The organism is Sphingobacterium sp. HSC-15S19, assembly GCF_050433745.1.
Lineage (GTDB): Bacteria > Bacteroidota > Bacteroidia > Sphingobacteriales > Sphingobacteriaceae > Sphingobacterium > Sphingobacterium siyangense.
The window spans coordinates 91,533-114,792 of the sequence record NZ_JBNPWQ010000015.1; the positions used below are offsets into that span (position 1 = coordinate 91,533).

General features: G+C 40.1%; 22 protein-coding genes and 1 tRNA gene. 9 read left to right on the forward strand and 14 right to left on the reverse strand.

The features are described from left to right. Position 1: 1 nt before the first annotated feature. Positions 2–322 carry a hypothetical protein gene (locus tag L1283_RS13990; RefSeq protein ID WP_088161716.1) on the reverse strand — a complete coding sequence of 107 codons (321 nt, stop codon included), beginning with the start codon at positions 320–322 and terminating at the stop codon, positions 2–4. After that, a complete protein-coding gene (locus L1283_RS13995) occupies positions 303–815 on the reverse strand; it encodes an AAA family ATPase (protein WP_088161715.1) in 513 nt (170 codons plus the stop codon). Before L1283_RS13995 ends, L1283_RS13990 begins: the two co-directional genes overlap by 20 nt. Positions 816–1,069: 254 nt before the next feature. Here L1283_RS13995 and L1283_RS14000 point away from each other — a divergent pair, with 254 nt between their 5' ends. Next, positions 1,070–1,666, forward strand: a complete 597-nt coding sequence (locus L1283_RS14000) for an NAD(P)H-dependent oxidoreductase (protein WP_088161714.1) — start codon at positions 1,070–1,072, stop codon at positions 1,664–1,666. 480 nt (positions 1,667–2,146) lie between these two features. Then, positions 2,147–2,581: a hypothetical protein gene (locus L1283_RS14005; RefSeq protein ID WP_088161713.1), complete on the forward strand. Its 435-nt coding sequence runs from the start codon at positions 2,147–2,149 to the stop codon at positions 2,579–2,581. Between the two features lie 74 nt (positions 2,582–2,655). Here the strand turns inward: L1283_RS14005 and L1283_RS14010 are convergent. Both L1283_RS14010 and L1283_RS14015 read right to left on the reverse strand, forming a co-directional pair. Continuing rightward, positions 2,656–2,728 (reverse strand) — tRNA-Lys (locus L1283_RS14010). A 134-nt stretch (positions 2,729–2,862) separates the two neighbouring features. Beyond that, the gene (locus L1283_RS14015) at positions 2,863–4,782 is read right to left on the reverse strand and encodes an ABC-F family ATP-binding cassette domain-containing protein (protein ID WP_145326822.1); all 1,920 of its coding nucleotides are present in this window, start codon (positions 4,780–4,782) and stop codon (positions 2,863–2,865) included. Positions 4,783–4,842: 60 nt separating this feature from the next. Between L1283_RS14015 and L1283_RS14020 the strand changes: the two genes are divergently transcribed. Then, positions 4,843–5,877 carry a quinone-dependent dihydroorotate dehydrogenase gene (locus tag L1283_RS14020; protein ID WP_075994823.1) on the forward strand — a complete coding sequence of 345 codons (1,035 nt, stop codon included), beginning with the start codon at positions 4,843–4,845 and terminating at the stop codon, positions 5,875–5,877. Between the two features lie 8 nt (positions 5,878–5,885). Next, positions 5,886–6,665: a TIGR02757 family protein gene (locus tag L1283_RS14025; RefSeq protein WP_120334283.1), complete on the forward strand. Its 780-nt coding sequence runs from the start codon at positions 5,886–5,888 to the stop codon at positions 6,663–6,665. A gap of 98 nt (positions 6,666–6,763) precedes the next feature. On the opposite strand, the gene gap is transcribed toward L1283_RS14025, so the two are convergent. From gap to L1283_RS14055, 6 genes are all read right to left on the reverse strand, one after another. After that, positions 6,764–7,771, reverse strand: a complete 1,008-nt coding sequence (gap, locus tag L1283_RS14030; protein ID WP_075992787.1) for a type I glyceraldehyde-3-phosphate dehydrogenase — start codon at positions 7,769–7,771, stop codon at positions 6,764–6,766. Positions 7,772–7,777: 6 nt separating this feature from the next. Continuing rightward, positions 7,778–8,395, reverse strand: coding sequence for a TlpA family protein disulfide reductase (locus tag L1283_RS14035; protein ID WP_075992786.1), 618 nt, complete (start codon positions 8,393–8,395; stop codon positions 7,778–7,780). 221 nt (positions 8,396–8,616) lie between these two features. After that, positions 8,617–9,711 (reverse strand): AI-2E family transporter, encoded by a 1,095-nt coding sequence (locus L1283_RS14040; RefSeq protein WP_075992785.1) that lies wholly within the window; start codon positions 9,709–9,711, stop codon positions 8,617–8,619. 249 nt (positions 9,712–9,960) lie between these two features. Beyond that, positions 9,961–10,158 carry a hypothetical protein gene (locus L1283_RS14045; RefSeq protein WP_145326820.1) on the reverse strand — a complete coding sequence of 66 codons (198 nt, stop codon included), beginning with the start codon at positions 10,156–10,158 and terminating at the stop codon, positions 9,961–9,963. 79 nt (positions 10,159–10,237) lie between these two features. Further along, a complete protein-coding gene (locus tag L1283_RS14050) occupies positions 10,238–13,276 on the reverse strand; it encodes an SbcC/MukB-like Walker B domain-containing protein (protein WP_286848117.1) in 3,039 nt (1,012 codons plus the stop codon). Between the two features lie 3 nt (positions 13,277–13,279). After that, positions 13,280–14,485: a metallophosphoesterase family protein gene (locus L1283_RS14055; protein ID WP_346068534.1), complete on the reverse strand. Its 1,206-nt coding sequence runs from the start codon at positions 14,483–14,485 to the stop codon at positions 13,280–13,282. Positions 14,486–14,731: 246 nt separating this feature from the next. On the opposite strand from L1283_RS14055, the gene L1283_RS14060 reads away from it, so the two are divergent. Beyond that, positions 14,732–15,430, forward strand: coding sequence for a prolyl oligopeptidase family serine peptidase (locus L1283_RS14060; RefSeq protein WP_286848119.1), 699 nt, complete (start codon positions 14,732–14,734; stop codon positions 15,428–15,430). Between the two features lie 91 nt (positions 15,431–15,521). Here the strand turns inward: L1283_RS14060 and L1283_RS14065 are convergent, their stop codons facing one another. After that, positions 15,522–16,283: a murein L,D-transpeptidase catalytic domain family protein gene (locus tag L1283_RS14065; RefSeq protein WP_236582837.1), complete on the reverse strand. Its 762-nt coding sequence runs from the start codon at positions 16,281–16,283 to the stop codon at positions 15,522–15,524. An 82-nt stretch (positions 16,284–16,365) separates the two neighbouring features. Further along, complete coding sequence (locus tag L1283_RS14070) at positions 16,366–17,385, reverse strand: L,D-transpeptidase (RefSeq protein ID WP_286848122.1); 1,020 nt, start codon at positions 17,383–17,385, stop codon at positions 16,366–16,368. Between the two features lie 250 nt (positions 17,386–17,635). Here L1283_RS14070 and L1283_RS14075 point away from each other — a divergent pair, with 250 nt between their 5' ends. Further along, the gene (locus L1283_RS14075; protein ID WP_286848123.1) at positions 17,636–18,049 is read left to right on the forward strand and encodes an NUDIX hydrolase; all 414 of its coding nucleotides are present in this window, start codon (positions 17,636–17,638) and stop codon (positions 18,047–18,049) included. Between the two features lie 70 nt (positions 18,050–18,119). Further along, a complete protein-coding gene (locus L1283_RS14080; protein WP_429626269.1) occupies positions 18,120–19,502 on the forward strand; it encodes an OmpA family protein in 1,383 nt (460 codons plus the stop codon). A gap of 94 nt (positions 19,503–19,596) precedes the next feature. Here L1283_RS14080 and L1283_RS14085 read toward each other — a convergent pair whose 3' ends face one another. Then, positions 19,597–20,649: an outer membrane beta-barrel protein gene (locus L1283_RS14085; protein WP_088161701.1), complete on the reverse strand. Its 1,053-nt coding sequence runs from the start codon at positions 20,647–20,649 to the stop codon at positions 19,597–19,599. A 288-nt stretch (positions 20,650–20,937) separates the two neighbouring features. Between L1283_RS14085 and L1283_RS14090 the strand changes: the two genes are divergently transcribed. Together L1283_RS14090 and L1283_RS14095 are read left to right on the forward strand one after the other, a co-directional pair. Then, positions 20,938–22,242, forward strand: a complete 1,305-nt coding sequence (locus L1283_RS14090; RefSeq protein ID WP_075992776.1) for an ammonium transporter — start codon at positions 20,938–20,940, stop codon at positions 22,240–22,242. Positions 22,243–22,393: 151 nt separating this feature from the next. Next, on the forward strand, positions 22,394–22,699 hold the full coding sequence (locus L1283_RS14095) for a hypothetical protein (RefSeq protein ID WP_429626270.1): 306 nt from the start codon (positions 22,394–22,396) through the stop codon (positions 22,697–22,699). On the opposite strand, the gene L1283_RS14100 is transcribed toward L1283_RS14095, so the two are convergent. Beyond that, positions 22,696–23,232, reverse strand: a complete 537-nt coding sequence (locus L1283_RS14100) for a lipocalin family protein (RefSeq protein WP_240199576.1) — start codon at positions 23,230–23,232, stop codon at positions 22,696–22,698. The genes L1283_RS14095 and L1283_RS14100 overlap by 4 nt on opposite strands. Positions 23,233–23,260 lie beyond the last annotated feature (28 nt).

A 23,260-nucleotide genomic window follows, 5' to 3' on the forward strand; every position in this document is an offset into this window, starting at 1 on the left:
TTTAATCACTATAGGCAATTAAACCACTTTGTTTGTTACTTGCAATGTCAAGTATTTGGATGAAGCTATTTATGTCAGTATCCATTTGGAGTCCCTTGTTTAGTATAATTTGCTCAATTTGTTTAATCAGAGCAGTATCCAGCCTGAAATCCGTATAATAGTCAAATCGTGTGGCGATTATGCCTTTTCGCTGAAGACTGCTGAAAGTTTTTTCTTCAAGTTGTCCAGCGAAAACCAATCCTGCCTTTTCAGGGAAATCTGGTTTTACTTGTTTATCATCAATAATATAAAAATCTAACATCTCAGGATTTAATTTTTGCATGTATCTGGTTATTACGACTCGATAATGGGCCGTTTACTTCAATAGCTTGTATACCAAAGTCGTCAATCCAATCGCGGAGTAAATCATTAACTTTAGATCTAAGTTTGGGTAGATCCGACTTGTGGCAAGGTATCAAATCGGGTTCTTCAATGGGGACAAACACCAAAAGATCAATTTCGGCCAATATAGCAAAGGTCTTTTCAAAAAGGAACTGAATATTTTTCTTTGGATCAAGAATATACAGATAAGCTAAGATGTCGAGTACACATCTATCGAATATTACATTGTCTCCGCTTTGTGAAATTAGCTGGGCGGAGTAGTTAAATTGTTCAACGAAATCTTCGGCAGTGGGTTCTTCAAGGAATTCATGCCCCGATGATTCCAGCTGATAGTAAGGTTCTACTTCCAGTGTATACCCGGGAAGCTTTTCTAGCAGCTCTTCTGCTAAGGTGGTTTTACCTACTTTGTGCGTGCCAAATAGAGCAATTCTCATTTTTTAAATTTATAAGATTAAAAAAATACGATATGATTCCAACTTCCAGCTGTATTAAGCTACGTGTTTTTTTTGATACTAGTTGTAAAATATTATATTTATATGAGATTAATTTATAATTATTTCATTTTAAGTGTGATGCAGTGTGCTGGTATTGTTTGAGTGTGGTTTAGGTAGCAGTTACTTATTCTTTGCTTCAGAAATCTTTATATATTATCTTGTAATCCTTAGAAGGAAAAAACAATACTGTTATTATGAATATTTTAATTGTTTACTGCCATCCTAGTAATCTGTCGTATACATTTGATATATATAATCACTTAAAAAAGATGTTGATTTCTGAGAACTGTTTTATTGAAGTTTCCGATTTGTATGCTAACAATTTTCAGAGTAATCTGACCGTAGAAGAATACCAGCGGGAAGGGGGGAACAATATCAAATTGTCTATTCCCAATGATGTGCTCGAAGAGCATCGAAAAATAGAAAATGCGGATTGTATTATCTTCCTTTATCCTGTTTGGTGGAGCGATTGTCCTGCAATGATGAAAGGCTGGTTTGATAGAGTTTATTGCCTTGGTTATGCTTATGGCCACGTAGCAGAGCTGCCAAAGATGAAAATAATTAAGCAGGGAATAGTGATCTGTACTGCCGGACATCCTAATAAGTTTTTAGAGGAAATTGGTATTGCTCAGAGCATGGAAAAAGTTATGCTTGAGGACAGACTTGGAACACGCTTTCAGCATAAAGAAATGTTAATTCTAGGCGGAACTTTAGCAATAGATGAAGTGAGAAAGGAGCACTTAGGTCAAATTAGTGAATTGGTAAAAAAAATAGGAGTAAAGTGCGATTAATTCTTTAAAGACATTTCTACATTGTATTAAACCTAGTCAATCCTCCTTTCGAACCCTAATATTCCTAAATTAATCAGAACCTTGAAAATAGTTGAAACTATTCAAAAGCAAATACTGGGTTTCGCGCTTCCTCAAATAGACAAGAAGTGTTAGGCATGTAAGAACGTTTTGGCATGGGTGTCGTTAAAAATTAACTTCAAAACTGCTTGCAGTAATAAACAAATAACAAAACAATAATTGGTATGATAGGAAAACTAAAATATTATCTTACAAACAACGCGAGTATCACTGAGGAACACATAGACCAGATAAGCAGATGCTTCACACTACAGCATGTAACAGAAATACTTGCCTCTTATCTTGATATTACACAAGAAACGTTGAGCAGGCTTAAATCGAAATGATTTTTTGACATACATCAACGCGTCTAAAGTTGGAATGTTTTAAATTTGATTAGTTACATTTTTAAAAATAATCAATATGTATTTAGATCCAGATAACCACGCCGTTAAACTTTGTGCCCAAGGTATGGACATCGAGGGAAAACCGGAAGAAGCAAGCAAATTATTTACTCAAGCTTGGAATGAAGCGATAAATGACTTTGAAAGATTTATAGCAGCCCATTATATAGCAAGACATCAGAAGAGTGTTGCAGACAAATTGAAACGGGATGAGACGGCCTTACATTTGGCTCAAGAAATAAAGAACAACGATGTCAGCGGGGCCTTCCCGTCGCTGTACTTGAACATTGCCAAATGCTATGAGGATCTAGGCGATGCTGAAAATGCAGAAAAAAATTATCAATCAGCACTTTCGTTCACGGACAAATTATCTGATGACGGATATGGAAATATGATTAGAGGAGGTATTTTGAACGGAATTAAAAGGTTAAAGTCATTGAGTGAGAATAGATAACATAATCGTCCAGTCTTTGTCATTTATAATTCATATAAACAAAAAAAGCTAATCTTGTGATTAGCTTTTTTCTGTGATCCCGCTGGGATTCGAACCCAGGACCCATACATTAAAAGTGTATTGCTCTACCAGCTGAGCTACGGAATCTTACTTCTTTATTTTTGAACTACCGTTCCTTGTTTGAAGTGATGCAAAAGTAGGGCTTTAATCCTATTCCTGCAAATAATTTTGGCTTAAAATCACGCTCTAATGCTTAATAAGCTGATTTTAAGCCAAAAAAATTAATCATTTTCCAAATCCATGATTTCTTCCGCCAACTGCTCCCAACTCTCCTGGAATTGTGTCAATAATGCCTTTGCTGAGTTGTAAGAACGTGTAGTTTCCTGTAACTTAGTCGCATCCGAATAAACCGCTTCGTCCGCAAGCTTCGATTCTAAGTTTTTGACTAAAATTTCCTGCTCCTCAATTTTTTGTTCAAAAGACGTTAGCTCCTTATTTTTCTTGCTCAACAAACGTGTCTTATCTTCCGTAAGAGGTTGTTTCTCCTTCTTTACTTTGGGTTCTTCCTTGACTTTTTTCTCGGTTTTTACCTCCGCTTTCACAACGCGTTTTGCAGCCCATTCTTCATACTCCTGGTAAGTACCTGGGTACTCCTTGATCTGTTTGTCTTCAATGTACCAGATTTTGTTTGCCACATTGTCCAAGAAATACCGGTCGTGGGATACAACGATAAATGTACCTTCGTATTGCTGCAAAGCCTGGATCAGAATGTTGACAGACTGCATATCCAAGTGGTTGGTAGGTTCATCGAGCGCTAAGAAGTTCGCGTCTGCGGTTAATGCTTTTGCAAGAGCCACACGTGATTTCTCGCCTCCGGAAAGTACTTTGATCTTTTTGAAAGCATCGTCTCCGGTGAATAGAAAACATCCAAGAATGGAGCGCAATTCGGTCTCTGTATGCTTCGGTGCGAAAGTTTGTAACTCGGCAAGGATGGAATTTTCCAGGTGTAAGGCTTCCAGTTGGTGTTGGGCAAAAAATGTTTGCGACACGTTGTGTCCCTGCTCTGCTTTTCCTTCAAACTCGTGATCCGCGTTAGCCACGATACGTAAGAGGGTAGATTTACCTTTACCATTGGCACCAATTAGTGCAATCTTATCACCCTTTTCTATAATTGCTGAGGTATTTTTTAAGATCTCCAGGTTAGGGTAGGACTTGGAAATATTTTCCAACGTCACAACGTGACGACCTGAAGGTTTTGAAAATTTAAAGCTGAAGTTTACTGTAGGGTTGTCATCGTCAACATCGTCAATTCTCTCCAAGCGATCCAACGCTTTGATCCGCGACTGCGCCATTTTGGCTTTGGAAGCCTTAGCGCGGAAACGCTCAATTAAACGTTCTTCCTGTTTTATCTTGGCTTGCTGGTTTTTAAACTGATTGGCCTGCAATTCATTTCGTAATTCCTTCTCTTCAAGATAAAAACTGTAATTACCTGCATAAAGTGTTAATTTTCCTTTACGTGATTCTACCGTTTTCTTGATGATGCGGTCAAGGAAATATCGATCGTGGGAAACAATCACAATGGCCCCATCAAAGGCTTGCAGATAGTTCTCCAGCCATTTAATGGAAGGTAAGTCCATGTGGTTGGTCGGCTCATCCAGTAACAGAATATCCGGAGTTTGCAATAAGATACGGGCAAGCATAACCCGCATACGCCACCCTCCAGAGAAAGTGGCCAATGGTCTTTTTTGTTCTTCTTCCGAAAAACCTAGACCAGCAAGGATTTCATGGGCCTTAAATTCGATGTTATAACCATCTAAGGCCTCAAATTCTACTTGTTTATCGCTTAGTTTATTCAGTATGTCATCCGAATAATCTGTTTCTAGTTTGTGGAGTAAGTCTTCGATTTCGGCATGTAATTGATTTTGGCGCTCAAAAGCTTCCATGGCAACATGCAGAATGCTTTTGTCAGAATGGTACGACAATAAGTCCTGGTTTAAATAACCAATCTTAAGGTCCTTCGCCATGGAAATCGTTCCTGATGTGGGCGTATATTGACCGACAATAAGGCGAAGTAAAGTCGATTTACCTGTACCATTGGCACCGATCAAGCCAACTTTATCTCCTGGTTTGATATGCCAGTTTGCTTCGTCATATAAAGCGCGAGATCCTATTTCAAATGTTAAATTATTTATTGATATCATTTCAACTGCAAAAGTACAAAAGTAATGAATATTTCTTCTTCTTTGAGTAACTTTGCGATTATGTATAAATTAGTCAAACCTATATTCTTTACAATGAATCCGGAGACGGCTCACCATAAAGTGACCGGTGGATTGAATGTTTTCTCAAAAATTTGGGGCGCCAAACAATTATTGAATGCTTTTTTTACCGTGGAAGATCCACGTTTGGAACGCGAAGTCTTTGGATTGAAATTTAAAAATCCTGTGGGCCTTGCTGCTGGCTTTGATAAAAATGCGGAATATATTGCAGATATGACTAATTTGGGATTTGGTTTTATCGAAATTGGAACGGTAACTCCTAAGCCACAACCGGGCAACGATAAACCCAGGATGTTCCGACTTGTTTCCGATGAAGCTTTGATCAATAGAATGGGATTTAATAATCAAGGGGCAGACGTTGCTGCCACAAGATTGAAAAATCTAAAGGATCGAAAAGGATTGTTAATAGGGGGGAATATCGGTAAGAATAAGGTGACGCCTAATGAAGAAGCTGTCAATGACTACATTTATTGCTTCAATGCATTGTTTGACTACGTGGATTATTTTGTTGTCAATGTGAGCTCCCCGAACACACCGGGCTTACGCGATTTGCAGGAAAAGGAACCTTTAAAACATCTATTAAATACTTTACAAAGCCTCAACGTCGCTAAAATAGCTCCGAAGCCAATTCTGCTTAAAATAGCACCTGATTTGACGGATAGTCAATTGGATGATATCGTCGAGATCGTATTGGAGACACAAATTGCAGGTGTCATCGCAACGAATACAACAATTTCAAGAGAAGGCTTAAAGAGTCAACAGGAACTTATTAATGAAGCGGGCGGGGTAAGTGGACGTCCTTTGACCAAGCGTTCAACAGAAGTTATTCGCTACTTAAGTGAAAAGTCCAACAAGGCATTTCCTATCATTGGTGTAGGGGGGATTCATTCGGCGAAAGATGCCATAGAGAAGTTAGATGCTGGAGCCAGTCTTATTCAAGTTTATACCGGTTTTATCTACGAAGGTCCAGGCTTGATCGCAAAGATTTGTAAAGGCATATTGCAGACAGGAAGATAAGGATTAGCATGGCAGTTGATTTTGATCTGAAAGATTTCTTGGATAAGAAAGTTGATGAATATAATCAACCTGGTTTTATTCCAAATGATCCCATATCCATTCCGCATCAATTTTCAGCGAAGCAGGACATTGAGATCATGGGATTCTTGGCTTCCATTATGGCTTGGGGGCAAAGAAAGACGATTATCAATAAATGCAACGAGCTGGTGGCTCGAATGGATGGTTCACCATACGATTATATCGTCAATCACCAAGAGCAGGATTTAAAAACCTTACTGGGATTTAAACACCGCACGTTCAATGATACCGATATTCTTTATTTTGTTTCTTTTTTTAAGCATCACTATCAGCATTTCGAATCTTTAGAAGATGCTTTTCTTGTAGGGCAGGAGAACAGGGAGGAGGTTGACTTAGAAATGGCACTGAATGCCTTTAAAACCTATTTCTTTTCGTTGCCTGATTATCCTGTTCGCACACGGAAACACATTAGTAGTCCAGCACAGAAGTCAACCGTCAAGCGGATCAATATGTTTTTACGTTGGATGGTCAGAAAAGATACAAAAGGGGTAGACTTTGGGATTTGGCACCGTCTGTCCCCAAAAGATCTAATCTGTCCGTGCGATGTTCATGTTGAGCGCGTTGCCCGTAAATTTGGTCTAATTACATTGGATAAAGTGAATTGGAAAACAGCCCAGGAATTAACGGCTAATCTACGCCTACTAGATCCGCTGGATCCGGTCAAGTATGATTTTGCGTTGTTTGGCTTAGGCGTAGAAGGGGAAATGTAAAATTAAGGCGTGAAGAAAAAAGCGTCCTTGTCAACTATAGCTGGCAAAGACGCTTTTTTTATACCGGAACCTATCGTAAGATGCTGCAGGGCAGCTGATTATACAAGCTTGTCGATCTTGATCAGGAGGTCAACCAAACGATTAGAATAACCAAATTCATTGTCATACCAGCCCACAACCTTGACCAGACCACCCACTACCGAGGTTAACTGGGCATCAAATACACATGAATAGGGGTTATTGATGATATCTACCGAAACTATGGGGTCTTCTGTATAAAATAATACATTTTTTAAGTCGTTTTCTGCTGCTGCTTTGAACGCTTTATTAATTTCTTCTACCGTGGTTTCTTTCTCAAGTGTACAGGTAAAGTCCGTCAATGAGCCATTAAGTACAGGTACACGTATGCCTGCGCCCCCTAATTTATGCTGCAAATGTGGAAAGACATTGGTTATCGCCTTAGCAGCACCAGTAGTTGTTGGAATGATCGCCGACGATGCTGCCCGCGCTCTCCTTAAATCTTTATGTGGTGCGTCGTGAAGATTCTGGTCTCCAGTCATGGAGTGAACCGTGGTAATATAACCATCTTTGATGCCCCAATTTTCATCCAATATTTTAACTAGGGGAGCAACATTGTTTGTTGTACAGGAGGCATTGGATAAAATCGAAGCAGATAAATCAATGACACGATCATTAATGCCCAATACCACTGTTGGAATGTCTTTATCTTGTGCCGGTGCGGAAATAATCACTTTTTTTGCACCAGCTTCCAAGTGCAACGACGCTTTGTCACGACTGGTAAAGTACCCCGTAGATTCTATGACAACATCAATCTGAAGCTCCCTCCAAGGCAATGCCGCGGGATCTTTTTCATTGGTGACCAAGATGGAAAGATCATTGACAATAATATGTTTGTCGTCGTGCGTCACAGTACCAGGAAAAGGACCATGTACAGAATCATATTTAAATAGATGGGCCAACGTCTTGGTGTCTGTCAGATCATTGATAGCGATGACATTCAGTTCATCGAAAGCCCCCCTTAAAAAGATATTACGTAGTGTATTTCTACCGATACGTCCGAATCCATTGATTGCTATGTTTAGCATTTCAGATTATTTATGAAATTGGCTTATTGCTTCGTTAATATTTTTTTCACCTTCCCAATGCGCTTTTAGCTTTCCATCCGCACCATACACATAATTTGCCGGAAATTGTGAAGGCACATGGATTGTTTGTATAAACGTTTGGTCTTTATCAATCAATACCTCTACATTAGATGCTTTGGATAGCTTAGGAGCGAATGTGTCAAAAAAACCTAATACTAATGCCGGGTCATTCATGGAAATATAATAGATATTGACGTCTTTTATACGATCAATATTCTTTTCTAGCTCCGTAGCTTCATGTTGACAATGACTACATCCTGGATCAAATAGGATAAACACGGTATTCTTGTCTTTGGCAACGTTTTCCTGCGTAACACGGATGCCCGAACGAAGCTGATAAAATGTGAAATTAGGGAGAATGGCTGCAGGGTCGGAAGATTGCGTTGGTGCAGCTTGACTATGGTCGTGGCCTGCATGATCGTGACCTGCATGGTCATGGCTTTCAGCGCTGGCTTCCTGGGTCGTATTTGCAGTATGATCTGTTTTCGGTTTGTTGTTGTTACATGAGGAAAGAATTCCGGCAGCCAATGCCACAGTCACTCCTAAGATTATCTTTTTATTCATAGAATACGTTTGCTTTTAAATCAGTTTTAGTGATTTTATCGTTTTAATATTTATGCTTAATAAATTGTCAAATTCTGTGTAGAAAGCATTGAACAATCTATTGTATTAATGATTCAAAACTATGAAAAAAAAGGGATTATCAATCGTTGAATCTCATTTATGACAGTTTACTGGATATTGATGCATTTGTGATCAAATCAACTTAACCTATTGAAGTGCCCTTATTCTATAATGTCAGGGCTGTCATGAGTAGACTTTGTGTCTGTCAATGAGGTAGATTGAATGATTTCAGGCGTACTTCGTCCAAATTCAATACTGTAGACTTTCAGGAGTACGCTAACGCAGGATAAAATGAGCGGACCGAAGATCAATCCCAGCATACCAAATAGATTTAATCCTAACAATACCCCGAACACGGTTATTAATGGATGTACATCGCCCAACTTTTTCAATATGGTAAACCGAAGGACATTATCAATACTCCCGATGATAATGATCCCGTATAAGGCAAGACCTATTGCATTTCCGGACTGCCCATTCGCAAGTAGAAAAAGCGCTGCCGGTAGATAGACTACCATCGTTCCCAAAATAGGAATTATGGTGGAAACAGCGGTGAGTATCCCTAGAAAGATAGGGCTTTCCAAGCCAAAGAACCAATAGCCAAGACCGGCTACAATACCTTGGCACATGGCCAAAATCGGGATACCGATTGCATTGGATTTTACCATCATGTCAAACTCTTTCCACAATTCGGCTTTACTGGCCTTGGTGAAAGGGATCGCTTGATAGATGGTTTGTTCCAATTTTTTGCTGCTAACCAACATGAAATACAAAACAAACAAAGCAACCAATATATTGACACCCACTTCTGCAACGGAATTCAGAATATTGGGTATGAATTTAGCTGCTTTTTGAAGCGCTCCCATTAAGGCAGTATCTGAAAGATCAATATTGCTTAAATAAGGACTGTCTTTAAAGTAGGTTTTGATCGAGTCAAACTTGTGCATCAGATCGTCTTTGTTGCTAATGACTTCTGTTACCTGAGGTACCATGTAGTTGATTAACAGATAGAGTGGTCCTACCAAGAATATGATGGTCAATAATATCAATAAAATACTGGCGAAAGATTTATTCCATTTTTTTTCTTCAGTCAGCTTAAAGTTGATTTTTCTAAAAAGAACATATAAGGTAACTGCTCCCAGAAAACCGGGTAGGTAGTAGAATAGGCTTGTAAAGATCAATATACATATCGCCAGAATGATGACGATTAGCATGATTTGATTGATGGAATTATTGTTGATTTGTTTGTACTTCATATAGCTGACAAATATACTGTCTATCGATTGTTATTTATCGTATGACAATATTTTTTTAGAAAAGTTTTATCTTGTTAAATTAAACTTCCTTTTTTATAATTTCAATGATTTTTTGAATTTCTTTTTTTTGTCCCCGGATCAGTTTGGATTGGGTGGCTCCATGAGAATGGCAATGACGCTATTTTGCATCCAGCAACTCCAAACCAATTGTTCACTTTTGGATGGAAAGATAAGCCTTTTTATTCGAATTTAGTTTTGATTCTGCGGCATTAAAACCTCCTTCAAGATCGTTAGGATATCGTATTGTTTGACAAAAAGCATGGATTGTGTTGTCCTTAATGGACTGGAATCTTTAGCTGAAAAGGTCGTATTGACTACTGCTTTGCTCGCTTTATGAAAAAAAGGATGAGACCCTTTTCCTTTTTTGTTGTTTGAAAATAAGCCCATAATCTTTTGTTTTTGTTGGTTATAGCGATCAGGCTTGTTCAGCGGGACCGCTATAACTAATATACAAAATAAAACGGAATTAATTGATAAAAATTTGGCTACCCTGTTCTTCGTCCTTTTCTATCGAAAGGGACACTGGAATACGTTCTTTGAGTTCTTCAACGTGTGAAATAATACCGACGATCCGGTTTTCCTTATGTAAATCCAATAGCGTTTCGAAAACAATATTAACAGAAGTGATATCTTGTGTTCCAAAACCTTCATCGATAAAAAAGAAGTTTTTGGCCGCACGCGAATTTGACTGCACACTTTCGGCCAAAGCCAAAGCCAAACTTAGGGATACCTGAAATGCCTGTCCACCGGATAATGTTTTTACACTGCGACTTTTTCCCTCATTCAAATAATCTATAATTTCAAATTCATTGTTGTCGTTCAGCTGTAGGCTAAGCTGATTTCGGGTCATGCGATGGAACCGAATATTTGCATGATCACACAGCTGCCTTAGGTAAATCGAAGAAACATATTGTACAAAGCCCGCACCTTTAAAGAGATTAAAAAGTTGCTTCAAATTGTCATGGCGTAAATTTAGTTTTACCTGTTGTTGCAGGAGATTTTCCTTTTTTGCATAGGCGATTTTTAGCTGATCGCGCTCCTGCTGAAGTAGGGCAACAGCTTCAGTGCTCGCTTTCAATTGTTGGGCGCTCTCATCCAGGATTTTTTCTTGTGCAAGAAATTCGTTCTCGTCATATACCTGGTCGACGAGTTTCTTTTCCGACTGACTGATCTGTGCCTTCACAGTTTCAAACTGGATTTGAAACTGTTCAAGCTCTTGTCGGATCTGTATGACAGACAAATTCTCGGCAAGAATTTGCCGAATCTCTGCCAAAGTTTCAAAGGATGAAGCCACAAGTAGCTGCTGGATTGTAGCATCGGTTTCTTGACTTTCACGACGGATATCTGCAAGCTGTTCAACAATCGTCTGTACCAAGCTGTATTGTGCTGCAAATTGACTGTTTAACTCATTTAATCGTTCGCTTAAAGTAATGTAGTCGCGCTCAATCTCCAGATTTGATCTTTTCAGTGCAGTATATTCCTTTTCAACTGCTTCGGATTTCCGCATCTCATAATCAGACCAGCGCAGCGCTTTCAGGTTCCCCATATTTTGATCAATCTGGGCCTGTTTGCTTGCTTCATCACGTTCAAACTGATGCAGTGCTTTATTGTATTTCTCCAGCTTTTCCTCAACGGAAGCGAGTGTCGTCTGGTGCTCACCAAGCTGTTGCTCCACTGTTGTTATCTGTGTTTCGATCCGGGCAAGTTCCTGCTTATTTGATGTGTAGCTGGATTCATCCGTAGCGCTATAACCGATCCATGTAAATTGCTGAGCATGCGCAATTTTGCTATTGGTATTCAGCTGAATTTTCGTGTTTAGATCTTGTTGCTGCTCATTTAATGACTGCAAGCGCAGCTGGAGTTTTTCGACTTGGAATTGTTGGTCCTGTTGATGCTTAAGACTTTCATTTGTCTCGGCAATCAATTTTTCATTGGCGGCAACTTCCTGGGAAATATCCTGTCCTTGGTTGATAGCAGGATGTTCCAATGCTCCACATAGTGGACATGGGGATCCTGCTTTAAGGTTTTCTGCATATTGGGTCAACCTTTGCTGCAGGAGAAGATGTGATTTTTCATTTTGGAGAGACTGAAGTTTTCGCTCGAGGGCACTGGCTACAAGGAGGTGATTTGATCGGAATTTTTCGAGGTCCGGATGAATGGCCTGGAGTTCCTGCTTCAGCACAGCTATACTTGTTTCTAAATCAATGGCCTGCTTGTTTAGATCGTCTTCCTGTTGTTGGATGCCCTGCTGTTTGGCGTACCACTGGCCCAGCTCCATGAGTTCATGGGCAGAAGGCTTTGATTGCTTTAGCCTAGCGATCTGAATTTCTGTCTCTTGGATTTTGGCTTTAAAATGTCGTTGTTGCGCTCTTGTTTCCTCCACAAAATTACGCCCCTTCTGTGCCCGATCCTGTAAACTCTTAATTTCATTTGAAAACGTAATCAATTGGCTTATCAATTCAAGGTCCAGTTCCTGGACACGACGTTGCGGCAGTAGTTCGTATTGTGATTTCAACAGATTGAGATTTGAGGAATGCTCCTGCATCAGCTGCTGAATTTCGGCCTGTCTCTTTTTTTCGGTTTCTACTCTTTTATGTGCAATTAGGCCTTCTTGTGCTAATTTTTCCTTGGATTTAAGAATATGTAGAAAGTTGGTTTGCGCTTCCTCAAAGCGGTTTAACTTTAATCGTAAGGTCTCTTTTTCACCTTTTTGTTCTAGCAATTGCTGAAAGAGCGCCTTCACCGTACGAAGCTCTAAGACATCCTCTTTGAGTTTTTTGAGCCTTAAGAACTTTTCATGATGCGACTTGTACGACGATTCAATCGCGACAAAGGACTCGACTGCCAGTTGGAGATTTGTTTCGGTCGTTTCTATCTGTTCGCTTGTAACCTCGTCAAAACCTATTAATTGACCGTTGAGGTGATCCAGCTCGGACTGATTTTTTTTATAGAGGTTGGAAACTTTATCCTGCAGGTCAAATCGATGCAGTTGAAAAATCTCTTTCATCATATCCGTCCGTTCCTTAGCGCCAAGTTCTATAAACTCTTTGAACTGCCCTTGGGGAATGATGATTGTTCTTTTAAAGTTCTCATAGCTTAATCCAATGATATGCTGTGTGTTGCTGCTTTCCTGTGGAACCCATTCTTCATTTATTTTTTCGTAGAGTACAACCGTGGGGGATTTTACATCATCGAAATTTTTGGAATTGCGTTTAAATTCGCGGGTAATTCTAAATGTACGGTCTTCAAAATTGACAAAATCAAGCTCGATATAAGATCGATTGGACTTGAGATTCATCATGTTATAAGCGCGTTTATCCCGTGCATTCAGGCGTTCCGTTTCTCCAAATAAGGCGTAGGTAATCGCTTCCAATATCGATGATTTACCGGAGCCTACAGCACCGAAGATACCAAAAAGCCCAGCTTGAGAAAGCGCGGTAAAGTCGATCGTCTGACGTTCTTGATAAGAGTATATACCCTCTAGAGTTAGCTTTAATGGAATCATGGATTAAGAGTTTAGGATTTCGCGAAAAAGATCAAGGATGTCATCATTGGGCGCCTGATTGCCATTCTTGGATTTGAAATAATCGTTGAATAAGGTCGACATGTCTTGTGTAAGATTGATTTCTTTGTTGTCCAGAAGCGCTTGCTCATCTTGTTTAACGAGCGGAATGAGATAGATTATTCCCGAATGGCTCTGATAGATTCGCTTGCGGTCTTCGGCTTTTAAGAAGGTTTCTGATTTCAGCGTGAGCTCCACCAAAGCATCGGGGTTTTCAGACAACCAGGATATGCACTGTTCAATATCGTCGAACGATTTTCGGATCAGCGGTTTGCCCTGAGTTAGTGGAATGCGCTCAACCCTTGCTTGCTCGCCGGCCGATACATTGACCAGTGCGACGTATTTAGCTTGCCCAGCCTCCGAAAAACTATAACATAGGGGTGAAGATGCATAAACCACCGGTTTTTCGGCAGAACCGATATTTTTATACCCGTGGAGATGCCCTAATGCGGTATATTGGACCTGTGGTGGGATGGCCTCTGAATAGATTAAGTCTGCATTGCCAATTTTGACCGGTTTTTCGCCGTCAGGCTCCTCTAAAAGTGCGCTGCCCAATTTATTCATGTAAAGATGTGCCGTCAATATATTCACGCCTTTATCATCGCAATAGGTATTGGCTATTTTTTGCCAATTTGCTGCTAAGACCTCATTTAATTTACTTTCTTTCTCTTCGCCTAGATATTGTTTTAAGCGTATTTCGTTGGCATAGGCTGTATGAAGAATACGAATCGGGTAGTCAAATTGCGGTAAGCTCAATTCAATGAAGCCCATATCTGACTGTAACACGGTGAAGCCATCTGTTGCGAAAGGGGTAACCACAGCATGCGGATGCCCAATTAGGATGATGCCCGACGCTCGTGCCAAAGGATCGGGCGCGTCAATCAAATGGGGTGAATCGTGATTGCCCGCGATTGCTAGTACTGGGCGTATGCCATTCTTGGTAAGACGCTTGATTGTTCGGTAGAATAGCTCAATGGCTTCCACACCGGGATTGAATGCATCGAACAGATCTCCTGCAATGATCACGAGATCCACGTTTTCCCGGTCTGCGATATCAACGATTTCATTCATGACCAGTACTTGTTCATCTATCCGGGAGAAACTGTCCAATCGTTTTCCTAAATGCCAATCGGCGGTATGCAATATTTTCATGTGAGAGCTTGGATATTTTGCGCAATGTTACAAACTAAGATAAATTTGGCATGAAATGCAATTATAATTGGATGGAATCTTCGAAATGATCAGTTCGGGCCAATATGGGATGAAGTCTTTGCTTTGTGCTAAAGTGTAATGCTGTCGCAGTTGAAATGTTAAAACATGTTAAATGCGTGTCATAAAAGTCATTTAATTGTATTTTTAGTGCTCCAAAATTAAGCTAGATAGTCATAGACAAGAAATATGCGAAAAGTTTACCTGTATATCTTTTTTTTCTTTATGCTGTTGATGCGCGTAAACGCGCAGGAAATACATGCTATAAAAGGAGAAACTGCTTATCCTTTTTTATTGAAAGATGCCGCACCAGATTCATTGGAATCTGAAAAACAGCCTGTATTTGTGTTTTTACATGGAAGAAGTTTGTCCGGGACAAATTTAGATCGTGTAAAGCGTTATGGTGTATTGTATGCCATCAACAAAGGGCAGGAGGTACCTGGGATAATTGTTGCGCCACAGTCCCGGGGAGGATGGGATCCGGACAAAGTAATCGAAATTGTCGACTATGTTATTGAGCATTATAATGCTGACCCCGACCGTATTTACGTTTGCGGCATGAGTATGGGGGGCTATGGCACGATGGATGTGGCTGGTAAATATCCCGAAAGGGTGGCTGCTGCAGTAGCAATATGTGGCGGCGGATCGAGTCAGTATGCTTCTAACCTGACGCAGGTGCCGATATGGCTTCATCATGGTACCGCTGATCGTGCAGTGCCAATTTCGGAGTCCAGAAAAATTATGAATGCGATCAAAAGAGAAGATCCGGATGCAAATGTGAGCTTAAATGTGATAAAAGGGGGGACGCATGGAAGTGTGGAGCGATTGTTCCATGATGATGCAATTTACAATTGGATGTTGAAATTTAAGAAAAAGCATAAATCTTAGGGTCGTATTGGTCCGGTAGCGGTGTATCGAAAGACAATTTATAAAATAAAAAAAGCCTGATGAAGTATTTTCATCAGGCTTTTTTTATTTATTAGCCTTCGTGATCAAATGCAGGTGGTCTTTTTTGAAATTGAGCCATCAATATATTGGGTTGATGGATCAAGTGTGTCTTTGTGAGATATTCGGAGTTGTCGGCATAAATAAACAACAACGTTCCATCTTTGATGGTGTTAATGATAGGGCCTGCAAATTCCCTTGGTACTGCGGGGCAGCCGTAGCTTTTACCGAGTCTGCCTAAGCTTGCTATTGTTCCTGTGCTACAGTAATCGGCGCCATGCATCACAACATATCTTGCTTTTGCATTGTCATTTATACCTTCTTCAAGACCATTTAATACCAAGGAGTAGCCGTTCTCGCCGTTGTACGTGTTTTCTGTTGTGAAGAACCCTAAAGAACTTTTAAGTGACTCCTGTTGATTTGAAAAATTGACGGCATAGTTTTCTCCGCTATTTTTTCCATGCGCAACCAGTGTGTTGAAAAGTACTTTTTTGTGCGCAAGGTCGAGTACCACAAGTCTTTTTTCCGTTGATGCCAATGAAAAGTCAATGACGGTCATGATGTCCTTGTTGTGGATCGGAAGTTCTTTTCTGCCTTCCATTGCCTGACGAAACGCTTCGTATTTTAATACTTTGCCTAGATTCATTTCATCATACAACGAGTCAACTTCGGTGCGTTGACGTTCGACATTGATACGATGAGTGCTGGTGGTTTGTTGATCTGTTGTTTTTAATTCTTCTTGTGAGGACAATGCTGTATTGAGTGCCATCAAAAGAAACATAAACGTATTTCCCATTCTTCTCCCTTTTCTGTGTAGATGTTTACAAAATTAATTATTAAAGTTAATACATATTTGATTTACAGAATGTTAAATATTGTTAATCAATAACAACGACCAGTGAAGCGAGGTCTTTTGACCGTTTATAGACAAATTGAGCGTGAGATGACGCATTTCTGACGCACATATGCGACTTGGGTGTTGTGCCTAGGCTCTCACTATATTCGATAATGCTGCCATTGGGATTGTTGACTGGAACTCCATGTATATAGGCCCCGGCGGTAAATCGAGTGGCATAAGGCGCGAATCCGGCGTAAGTTTTGGTGCCGTCTTCATAATAAAACATCTTGGATTTGTGTTCCTGGACAACAAAGAGGCCTGTTGGAGTTTCCTGGGCATGGGGAGGTTTGTGCCGGCCACTCGTCACAGGATTCATGCTTCGGACAAGCCATTCGTTTCCGACTTTTTCCAAGGTGCAGATATTTTGGTTCTTTACATCGACGACATTGATGATCTTGAACTGCACGGTGTCGCTAATAATACGCAGATACCTTTTGGGAACCGTATATTTTCCTTCGAATGAAATACCTTCAATCGGAATTCGAGCTATGCTGTCGGGGCCTTGTATGCGGACGAGCCAGCCGTCCCGACCGTAACGAACAGCTTTGGCGCTGTTAAGATCGTAGAGTGGTGCCGCTTGATAGCGTTCGACGTTGAAACTGTCGGATACGCGTTTATAAGAGTCCCGTTTATAGTCCTGTATTGTTGGGGCTTCGCCTTTTTCATTTTGATAATTCTGTAGAACCCCATACAGCGATGGCGTCTGTTGAAAATTTTCGATAAAGGCCAGGCGTTCTTTGATCTTTTCCCATTGAAAACTGCGTGTAGTGTCTTTGTAAGGATAGCTGTCTTCCAGGGTGTATTTGTTGTAAAGCAGCTCTTTTTTTAAGATAATATCCTCAGCGGTAAGTATTTTTTTCTGCTCAATCTGCTCTTTAGGTGGAGTAGGTTTTTGCTGCTCAGTTTGCTGATTGGTTTTTGCTGTGTTTTTCTTGTCCTGCTGGCATCCCGGCAATAGAAACAATATGCTTAGTATTAAACAGGTTAATCTTCGATTCATATATGGAAGTATAGATTATCGTTTTATACCTTAAACTTAGATAATTAGTTTATTATTTGCAATTTTATTGCAGTTGAAGGAAATAGATTTGCTGTTAAACCTTACTATTCGTTTTGTGAACTGTAACAGATTTTCAATGATAAGGCGTTTATTGCGGTAAAATTTTATTTTAAAGAGCTGTCTTGAATGCGGGCGAGATATTTCTTCGATGATGGATAAAAAGTTAGTTTTGTGATCTGAAATAAATGATATGGACAAAATTGTTATTTGCTCGGCGGTGATGCTTGCTCCGGAAGGGGATTTGCTAATGGTACGTAAAAAAGGGTCTAGCTATTTTCAGCTACCTGGGGGGAAGGTAGGGCCTGAAGAAAGCCGTGAGCAGACCTTAATTCGTGAACTGAAAGAGGAGCTTCGGTATGATGTGAGCAGCATGGAAATAAGCTTTATCGGTAGTCACAGTACACAGGCTGTAAATGAGGTAAATACGGTGGTCGTGGGCTATATCTATTTAATTAAACTGGCAGAGCGTCATGCATTTGAGCCTTATGAAGAACTGGAAGAAGTGCTGTGGATCAGTAGAGCTGATTGGCAAAGTTACCAATGGGCACACCTGGCATCCGAGTTTGTTCTACCAAAATGGCTTTCCGGTGATTTTGATCGTTAAATCGTGTAGGGTAAACAAATTAAACCTTTGTTTGTTAGAGTTTTATATAAACTATAAACAAACAAAGATTATGGAAAATCAGCTTTTAAAAGGGGCGAAGGACTTTTTTGACGAAGAGGCTGTCGCTCAGATAGGGCAAGTTTTAAATCAGGATAAAGAAGGGGTAAAGCATGGTTTGAATGTAACAATTCCCGCCTTGTTTTTAGGTTTAAGCCAACATTCCGATTCCGGTAGTGGGATTTCGGCGATACTTGAAAGGGCTAAGCAGCACTTTGCGAATTTTGATTTCCGCGAGCTTCTCGGTAGTGTAACCAAAGCAGATGAGCCCGCAGCGGATCCTGCTGTGAAAGGCGAGAATGCTCAGGGTTTATTGGGATCAATATTTGGTGGCGGTCTGGATACTGTTTTGAGTACTGTTGCCGGTTATTTGGGGTATGATGGCAGTTCTATTGGGAAATTAATGAATTTTTCTTTGCCCGCGATATTCTCCAGTCTAACAAATAAGGGCCAAAATTGGGATTTTGATCGTATCGGTCATGTTTTGGAGGAAAATAAAACCGCTTTTGCTGCTGCTGTTCCAGCTGGGTTAGGCTTAGGCGCCTTTGGGAAGCTTTTTGATGGTGCACATTTTTCTGCGCCGGAAGAATCCGCGACTGAACATGCAATTCCTGCTGATGTTACTAAGGAGGTGGATAGTCATAAGTCAATATCCATTAATCCGGCAAATGAACTCGAAGCACATAAAGAGCCCTTGTCATTGCCAAGAGCGGAAGAGTCCAGGGCAGCAATCGCTGGAACCGGTTCTGGAAGCGGTTCCGGTGGCGGTTGGTGGAAGATTTTAATCGCCCTGGTCGTATTGGCTGCGCTTTGGTTTTTATTTGGAAAAGGCTGTAGTGGAAGCAAGCAAGACGGTGCTACCGACACCAGTGTAAACAATACAAAAGTAGAGTCAGATACTATGAAAACGGGTTCCAGTATGGTCGAGCGCGAGCAAACGGAGGTCATCCTACCAAACGGTGTCAAACTTGCTGCTTTTAAAGGCGGGATAGAGGATCACTTGGTCCAATTTTTAAAATCCGATTATAATTCGATGGGTGAAGATTCCCTGAAAAATACCTGGTTTGATTTCGATAACCTGAATTTCAAAACAGGTACAGCCGAGGTACTGCCTGAAAGTCAGGTGCAACTAAGTAATCTTGCAGCGATATTAAAGGCTTTTCCTGCAGCTAATATTAAGATCGGTGGCTATACCGACAAAACGGGCAATGAGGATTTTAATAAAAAGTTATCGCTTGAGCGGGCAACGGTTGTAAAGGATTACCTGAGTAAAGAGCAGCTTTCCAAACAGGTGATAGGTGCAGAGGGGTACGGCTCACAGTTTGCTAAGTATAAGGCCGATGCGCCAGAATCTGATCGTATTATGGATCGGCATGTTTCGATAAGTGTTCGATAATTGCTTTGTGCAGCATAGCTAGACCGCTGTGAAAATAAAAAAGAGCAGATTCCACTGGAACCTGCTCTTTCCTTTTATGTATAATGCATGTTGTTTAGAAACTGTAGACACAGGCCAACAGAAATTGTCCTGCAGATTTGGTTGGGCTTAGATCGTTTTTGATGAATCGTTCGGTATTTCCTTTGTCAATTCTGATTTCGGGAATAAATTTGAATCCATGGTAATTATATTCTGCTGTCAAAGTGGTTGCGAGGATATTGGAACTAGGGATTCCATTTTCTTCCTCTTTATGCGTTTGGAAAAACTCTTCGCGTAATCCTAGGCCAAAATGTTCTGAAAAATGAATTCTTGGGTAAAGTGCTACTCCAGAGTAACCCCCACCATCTCTCTTTTTATAATTTGTAGCATTTAAACCAAGGAAAAATTTGGAGGTGAAATCATAATTAGCAACGAGATCGATCAAGGTTCCAGAACTGTAATTGGTTTTACCGCCAGCAGAGGATCCTGTCAGGAAATTGAGATAAAAGCTGCTTTTATCATTGGGGGTATAGGCTAGTTGGGAGCCGACATGGGAAACTCCGTTCATATCTTGATAGACATTCCAGTCGTTAAATAGTCCGACCATTAAAGCCACTTTATCTGAGAAACTATACGTAGCTTTTAAACCAGCGTCTTGAAATGGGCCGGCGCCGAATAAATAAGAAGTTGAATAATGGAAGTTGTAGGTTGGTGATATTACTTCAAAACCCACAAATGTTCCCATGAATCCTGCAGTAAGATTGAGTTTCTCGGTTAGATCATAGCCTACATATAGATTTTGGATATGAAAACTGTTTTTGTCGTCGCCAGCCTGGCCGTCGCCATTCATAATGGATCGATATTGCCCTCTGGGGCCAAAAGATAATTCTCCGACAAATGATGCCTTTTTAAACTTCTTTTTTACAGCCAAATCCACCATCCCAATAGAGACGGAGTTGTTGTCTTCGGTAAAATAGGTGTTGATGTTAGGTTTGTTTTGAAAATCATATTTCCAATAAGTATCCACTGATCCGGATATTTCTATCCCTTTTTCTTTGGTTTCTTCTTGTGCTGTGGTTATTTTTATTAGAAATACTGATAAAAAGATGGTTGTTAGAAGTTTTTTCATGTTTTTTTTGGTTTAAGTTTGATTTGTTTGATTTTTTAAGGCTTAATTCTTTTGTTTTGTCTGTTTTGTATTGGTTTTTGTTTAAAAATTAATTGGTAATTATGGTTTTTGTGTTTGTTTTTGTGAAATTATGTAAAAAAAATAATAAAAAATAAAATAGCATAGTATTTTTTTAACAAAAAGACTTTATATTTGAAAAAATTATAAGGGAAAGTAGGTTTTTGTTTTGTTCTTGTATTTTTTTAACAATTTTATTAATATATTGAAAACACTAATCAGTTTAAACAAATGAAAAAAATTATTCCACTCATTGTTCTAGTTCTTTTGGGAGTATTGGGACTTGTATTTCCGTCCATCGACTTGTCTGATTTAAACAAGGCAGAATTTGATACGGGAGATACGGCCTGGTTGTTAACTTCTTCTGCATTGGTGTTGATTATGACACCTGGACTTGCCTTTTTTTATGGCGGTATGGTTAGCAAGAAGAATGTAATTTCAACGATGATGCAAAGCTTTATATGTATGTGTTTAATGACAATCCTCTGGGTCATTGTTGGCTTCAGTTTGGCTTTCGGCGATGATATCGGTGGTATTGTCGGTGATCCGCGTACATTTTTTATGATGAAAGGTACATTAGGGAATGTCGCTTGGGGAGCGCTTCCCACTATACCTTTGGTTTTGTTTGCGATGTTTCAATTGAAGTTTGCGATTATCACACCAGCATTGATTACGGGGGCTTTTGCGGAACGTATTCGTTTTAATTCATTTATGCTATTCATTATTCTGTTCAGTATTTTTATTTATATGCCGTTGGCACATGCTACTTGGCACCCTGAAGGTATATTGGCAAAATTTGGTGTTCTTGATTTTGCCGGGGGTACAGTTGTGCACATGTCGGCAGGTTGGGCAGCATTGGCAGCAGCGATTTATTTAAAAGGACGTAAAATGCAAATTCATAATCCGGCGCGCATAAGCTACGTGATATTAGGTACAGCACTCTTGTGGTTTGGCTGGTTTGGATTTAATGCAGGTTCAGCTGGTGGAGCAAATTCTTTGGCAGCTTACGCTTTTGCGACAACGACTACAGCATCAGCAATGGCCGCCATGGCATGGATATTTGTCGATATCATACGTGGAAAGAAACCTTCAGCAATGGGAGCATGTATCGGTGCCGTTGTTGGTTTGGTTGCGATTACACCAGCAGCTGGTTTTGTCAGTATTCCACATGCGATGATCATTGGCTTGGTTGGCGCGTTGGTTAGTAATCTGGTTGTATATCTGAGGAGTAAAACAAGTATCGACGACACCTTGGATGTATTCCCTTGTCATGGGGTAGGTGGCATGGTTGGTATGGTACTTACCGGTGTGTTTGCCCATCATAACATTAATCCTGTTGTTGTGGACAATGGTTTATTTTTTGGCGAAACGAAGTTGTTTTTTGTCCATATGGTCGCACTATTTGCCGTGTCATTTTTTGCCTTCGTTGGTTCACTTGTGCTATTGAAGATCACCGATCTTATTGCTCCATTACGCGTCGAAGAGACAGATGAAGAGCTTGGTTTGGATGTTTCTCAACATGCAGAAGCATTGTAACCTAGTCGCAGCATAACGCATAGTTTATCCCAAACAATCTACTGCTTAGCGGTACATTGTTTGGGATATTTTTTGCATTTTTGTCCTGCCAGGAGAGAAGTGTATGATGTTATGCGCTATTTCTAGTACCTGTGCCTCTAAAAAGATTTTCATGACTACTGAGATTAAAGATACTTTGCGTTCTGATTTTGAAAAAATGATGCGTTATTGCCTACAGAAAAATGGTGATTTCGGTTTTAACGTGTTTGGTGATTATGCAGTATCTGTATTAAATTTTTATGTCGGGAGTTCAATTTTGCCACTCGACGAAAAACGTGCGGGTGCCCTATTCCTTGTAAATCTCTACAATGCAGGTATCAGAAATGCAATCACGCCGGAAGATATTGAGGAAATAGCTGATGTACTCACACAGGACAAGACGCTAAACTACCCGCTATTAGCTCCGATCTTCGACTAATGCTTGGTCCATACAAGATCGCCGGTTTCATAGCCACATTGCAGGGCATAGGTTAAAAATTCATTTCTGATTTTATCTGGAATCTCCGTCTCACGGCCCAAAATCCACATATAGTCTAGATTGTCACCAAAAACGAGTGCATATTTATAATCCGGCGTTATTTTTACAATATTATACCCACTGTAGAAAGGACCAAAGAACGATACTTTAAGTGCGCCTTCATTGGGGCTGTTGACAAATTTGGCTTTTCCGATAGACTGTTTCCAGCGTTCTTTGTCTTCGGAGTACCCTTGGTTATTGACACGTATTGTGCCATTTTTATTTTTGCTATATTCTGCGGAAACTTGACTTAAGCCTTTTTCCCAATAGAAGTCTAGTCTGGCTATTTCAAACCATTTTCCAAGATATTTATCCAAATCAAATGGATCCACGACATCAGGTCGCGAGACGACAGGTTTAAAGGCGTTATAAGCCACAGCCCCAAGTGCTATGCCAGTTAATAGTAACAGTGATTTTTTCTTATCCATGTTCATCTTCGAATATGTTTATTGTTAAAACAAC

Bases quoted from the DNA above. Each gene is read 5' to 3' on its own strand.
- L1283_RS13990 (WP_088161716.1), bottom strand. From the start codon at position 322: ATGCAAAAATTAAATCCTGAGATGTTAGATTTTTATATTATTGATGAT.
- L1283_RS13995 (WP_088161715.1), bottom strand. From the start codon at position 815: ATGAGAATTGCTCTATTTGGCACGCACAAAGTAGGTAAAACCACCTTA.
- L1283_RS14000 (WP_088161714.1), top strand. From the start codon at position 1,070: ATGAATATTTTAATTGTTTACTGCCATCCTAGTAATCTGTCGTATACA.
- L1283_RS14005 (WP_088161713.1), top strand. From the start codon at position 2,147: ATGTATTTAGATCCAGATAACCACGCCGTTAAACTTTGTGCCCAAGGT.
- L1283_RS14015 (WP_145326822.1), bottom strand. From the start codon at position 4,782: ATGATATCAATAAATAATTTAACATTTGAAATAGGATCTCGCGCTTTA.
- L1283_RS14020 (WP_075994823.1), top strand. From the start codon at position 4,843: ATGTATAAATTAGTCAAACCTATATTCTTTACAATGAATCCGGAGACG.
- L1283_RS14025 (WP_120334283.1), top strand. From the start codon at position 5,886: ATGGCAGTTGATTTTGATCTGAAAGATTTCTTGGATAAGAAAGTTGAT.
- gap (WP_075992787.1), bottom strand. From the start codon at position 7,771: ATGCTAAACATAGCAATCAATGGATTCGGACGTATCGGTAGAAATACA.
- L1283_RS14035 (WP_075992786.1), bottom strand. From the start codon at position 8,395: ATGAATAAAAAGATAATCTTAGGAGTGACTGTGGCATTGGCTGCCGGA.
- L1283_RS14040 (WP_075992785.1), bottom strand. From the start codon at position 9,711: ATGAAGTACAAACAAATCAACAATAATTCCATCAATCAAATCATGCTA.
- L1283_RS14045 (WP_145326820.1), bottom strand. From the start codon at position 10,158: ATGGGCTTATTTTCAAACAACAAAAAAGGAAAAGGGTCTCATCCTTTT.
- L1283_RS14050 (WP_286848117.1), bottom strand. From the start codon at position 13,276: ATGATTCCATTAAAGCTAACTCTAGAGGGTATATACTCTTATCAAGAA.
- L1283_RS14055 (WP_346068534.1), bottom strand. From the start codon at position 14,485: ATGAAAATATTGCATACCGCCGATTGGCATTTAGGAAAACGATTGGAC.
- L1283_RS14060 (WP_286848119.1), top strand. From the start codon at position 14,732: ATGCGAAAAGTTTACCTGTATATCTTTTTTTTCTTTATGCTGTTGATG.
- L1283_RS14065 (WP_236582837.1), bottom strand. From the start codon at position 16,283: ATGGGAAATACGTTTATGTTTCTTTTGATGGCACTCAATACAGCATTG.
- L1283_RS14070 (WP_286848122.1), bottom strand. From the start codon at position 17,385: ATGAATCGAAGATTAACCTGTTTAATACTAAGCATATTGTTTCTATTG.
- L1283_RS14075 (WP_286848123.1), top strand. From the start codon at position 17,636: ATGGACAAAATTGTTATTTGCTCGGCGGTGATGCTTGCTCCGGAAGGG.
- L1283_RS14080 (WP_429626269.1), top strand. From the start codon at position 18,120: ATGGAAAATCAGCTTTTAAAAGGGGCGAAGGACTTTTTTGACGAAGAG.
- L1283_RS14085 (WP_088161701.1), bottom strand. From the start codon at position 20,649: ATGAAAAAACTTCTAACAACCATCTTTTTATCAGTATTTCTAATAAAA.
- L1283_RS14090 (WP_075992776.1), top strand. From the start codon at position 20,938: ATGAAAAAAATTATTCCACTCATTGTTCTAGTTCTTTTGGGAGTATTG.
- L1283_RS14095 (WP_429626270.1), top strand. From the start codon at position 22,394: ATGACTACTGAGATTAAAGATACTTTGCGTTCTGATTTTGAAAAAATG.
- L1283_RS14100 (WP_240199576.1), bottom strand. From the start codon at position 23,232: ATGAACATGGATAAGAAAAAATCACTGTTACTATTAACTGGCATAGCA.